Annotated in this window: 5 protein-coding genes; 3 read left to right on the plus strand and 2 right to left on the minus strand. The window is 40.1% G+C overall.

Going from position 1 to position 3,227, the window contains the following annotated elements:
* A partial coding sequence (locus JMX13_RS13725; RefSeq protein ID WP_227686341.1) for an IS630 transposase-related protein occupies positions 1-166 on the plus strand: 166 nt, incomplete at its 5' end.
* On the plus strand, positions 141-659 hold the full coding sequence (locus JMX13_RS13420) for an IS630 family transposase (protein ID WP_413786325.1): 519 nt from the start codon (positions 141-143) through the stop codon (positions 657-659). The genes JMX13_RS13725 and JMX13_RS13420, both read left to right, overlap by 26 nt.
* A gap of 299 nt (positions 660-958) precedes the next feature.
* On the opposite strand, the gene JMX13_RS13425 is transcribed toward JMX13_RS13420, so the two are convergent.
* Positions 959-1,813, minus strand: coding sequence for a DMT family transporter (locus JMX13_RS13425; protein ID WP_265088419.1), 855 nt, complete (start codon positions 1,811-1,813; stop codon positions 959-961).
* Positions 1,814-1,969: 156 nt separating this feature from the next.
* Here JMX13_RS13425 and JMX13_RS13430 point away from each other — a divergent pair, with 156 nt between their 5' ends.
* Positions 1,970-2,860 carry a LysR substrate-binding domain-containing protein gene (locus JMX13_RS13430; protein WP_201613309.1) on the plus strand — a complete coding sequence of 297 codons (891 nt, stop codon included), beginning with the start codon at positions 1,970-1,972 and terminating at the stop codon, positions 2,858-2,860.
* Here the strand turns inward: JMX13_RS13430 and JMX13_RS13435 are convergent.
* Entirely contained in the window at positions 2,832-3,173 is a 342-nt protein-coding gene (locus JMX13_RS13435; RefSeq protein WP_201613311.1) for a plasmid replication DNA-binding protein, read from the minus strand. The genes JMX13_RS13430 and JMX13_RS13435 overlap by 29 nt on opposite strands.
* Positions 3,174-3,227 lie beyond the last annotated feature (54 nt).

Below are 3,227 nucleotides of genomic sequence, written 5' to 3' on the forward strand. Positions count from 1 at the left end.
AGACGTTGAACAACATCCAGACGACTATCTGTATGAGCGAGCTAGGCGATTCAACTGTAGTAAGACCGGCATGCACAATGCTTTAAAACGCCTAGGTATCAGTCAAAAAAAAGACCTTAGAGCATCCAAAAGCCTGCCTGATAAAAAGAGCGTCGTATCAGAGTAAGCTTGATAGCTTTACACAGCAAGGCTATCCCATTGTGTATATGGATGAGAGCGGCTTTGAGGCTGAAACTATAAGACCTTACGGATACTCACCGATAGGCAAACCCTGTATCGACAGCTTCAACTGGCAAGTAAAAAAGCGCACTAATGTCATCGGTGCTTTGTATAAAAAGATGCTGTTTGCGCTTGATTACTTTGAACAAAATATCAACAGCCATATATTTTATGACTGGTGCAAGTTCACGCTAATTCCAAGTCTCAAGACTAAATGCGTGATCGTTATGGATAATGCCCGCTTTCATAAGAGCAAGCGTATTCAAAAACTACTGAACAGGCACGGTCATCGTATTCTATGGCTGCCACCCTACAGTCCTGATCTAAACCCCATTGAAAAGAAATGGGCTCAAGCTAAGTTTCTACGCCAAGGGTGGATGGAGAATAATCTGCCTAAGCTATTTCAGGATATGGGCTGTATTTATTTTATTGTGAACTGACTATATCAATCGTATTTTATTAAACCATTACAATCATGAACGCCCATGGGTAATGGCGGTTTTACGCCTATACAGAAACCAAACCATGCATCTTAATGCCATTAATTCAATGCATTATGCATGGGACGATTACCTAACAAGCTGAATACTGCGCTCCCTAGCAACGCTGATAAAAGCCCTTTGATCAATAGCCCAAACACTAGCTATAAACATAGTCCATTCAATTAAAATACTCACGCTCAAACACCAGTCTGAGGGATTTTTAAAGAAAGCTTTTAGCTTTAAGACATACAATTATCCTACCCAATCTTTTGTCTAAACCTCATAGATTCAAGAGTAGCAAGCCATATCAAAGGTAGGATAATCAGCGCCGACCCTACTAACAAAGTCATATTTGGCACTTCATTAAACCATATGATTCCAACCACCACCGCCCCTAGTAAACCTGAGTATTCCGCACTAGAGACTTTGTATGCTTCAATGTGTCGGTACACCTGTACGCATATACCCGCATAAATCAAAATAAATACATTTGAACTGGCGGCCGTAATCAATGAGCGCCAGTCAAATGGCTGTCCCTCCCAAATAGCCAAACCAAGCGCGAATGGGATTCCTAATAAATTGGTCAAAAGTAGCGTTTGATAGACAGAATGATTTTGTGGAAGTTTACGAACTAAGAGATTGTTTATCGCCATTGTTACCGCTACTATAAGGGCAAACACCGCCCCTAAATTGATCTGTTTCGGTTGTACAATAACGAGGATACCAGCAAAACCTAATATAGAGGCTGCGATAGTCGGAAAATTTAATCTGTCTTTATAAAATAAAAAACCCAGTGGTAATACAAATAAAGGGGCTGCATAAAAAATAGCATTCGCAGTCGCAAGAGGCAGTGCTTGAAGAGACAGCACCATGAATATCACACCCAACAACCAAACGTGACTACGGACAAAGTGCCATCTCATATTACTGAATAACTTGCTCTTTTTATTGATTAAGCAAAATGGCAACAACATTAAAACCGCTGTTAATTGACGAAATAGGATAAATTGATATACCGCCGTCTCAGAGGGCAAGTCCTTTATCAAGGCGTCTGAGAAGACCGCAATGATATTTCCTATTACCAATAGCGTCATAGCAAATGCAACACTCATCTTTGGCATTCTTATCCTCCCCGCCCTACTCTAAATTCAGAAACTGTTAAAACCCCAATGGGTTCATGCTGATTTAACGATCTGTCTGGCAGTATATTCAAGTAACAGTATGATGTATAATGATATAAAACATATTTAGTATTACCTGAGGTAATAATGGGTTTACCACCGCTGCGTGCAATACAGTGCTTCGAGTCCGTTGCACGGCTTAACAGCTTTTCAAAAGCAGCAGAAAGCCTCAATGTGACACAAAGTGCCGTGAGTCACCAAATACGCATCCTTGAAGAGTATCTTGGGGAAGCAATGTTTTACAGGCAAGGCCGGACCTTTTCGTTGACAGAGGTTGGTGAGCGTTATTTCACAGATGTGAGTGGCGCATTGGGTCTACTTTCAGATAGTAGTCAGATTATTAAGCATGGAAAACCTGGGCATATACGCTTAGCTCTGTACAGTTCAGTCGCAGTAAATTGGTTAATCCCTCGATTAGAAGACTTCTATAAACAGTATCCAGAAATAGAACTCACTTTAGATATGGTTAATCACCCCTCTGATTATAATGAACAAAGGGCCGATTGTTATATTACCGTCAATCCCCCTTCACATGCTTTCATCAGTAAGTTTTTATTTTCTGAAACTTTATATCCTGTTTGTGGTCAAAAGCTTTGGGAGAAAATAAGAGATAAACCCCTTCCTGATGCATTGTGGCGGCATCCAATATTGTCCGTGAGGTATACAGATATAAGTGAGAATACAGCGGAGGATTGGCTGCGGTGGTGTAAGGCAGGCGGATTTGAATTGCCGAACAATATAAAGATAAATCATTTTAGTCATGTACTACTAGCGATAGAAGCCGCACGGTATAATCTGGGAGTTACCCTCGTTAACAACTATATGATGCTAGATCAATCTTATAAGCAGACACTCGTTAGAATTCCAATGCATGAACTACTAACAGGGGATAAGTTTTACTTCGTTTGCAAGGAATTAAAGAATAATCAGGATGATATTATTAAACTATCTAAATGGTTAGAATCTCAATGTGAGTAAAGAAATCCTCTATCTTATTTGTTGTTACACAGAATCTGGGATGGGCTCCATTCTTTAACTTCTCTAGCTCTAATTGGTGTTCAAGCGCTGTACAAGACTGTACAGTCTGGCTGTTCAGGTGCGTATTATTAGAAGTGTTCAGTGATTGTTCAGTACGTTTTTTGGAAACAGGTTCGCCAAATACTCGAATCATCTCTGAAGTATCAATTTTCTTGTCTGTATTTCTAGAAAGCTCACCATTATTGACTTTCTGATAGATCGTTGTTCTTGATACACCCCACTCTTTTGCTGCTTTCGTCACCGATATGTTCATTGTTCACCTAGTGTTCAAGTACGTTTTTAAGACCTGTACAGTACAACTGTCCAG

Origin of the sequence: Psychrobacter immobilis (assembly GCF_904846285.1) — a bacterium.
Lineage (GTDB): Bacteria > Pseudomonadota > Gammaproteobacteria > Pseudomonadales > Moraxellaceae > Psychrobacter > Psychrobacter immobilis_D.

Bases quoted from the DNA above. Each gene is read 5' to 3' on its own strand.
- JMX13_RS13430 (WP_201613309.1), top strand. From the start codon at position 1,970: ATGGGTTTACCACCGCTGCGTGCAATACAGTGCTTCGAGTCCGTTGCA.
- JMX13_RS13425 (WP_265088419.1), bottom strand. From the start codon at position 1,813: ATGAGTGTTGCATTTGCTATGACGCTATTGGTAATAGGAAATATCATT.
- JMX13_RS13435 (WP_201613311.1), bottom strand. From the start codon at position 3,173: ATGAACATATCGGTGACGAAAGCAGCAAAAGAGTGGGGTGTATCAAGA.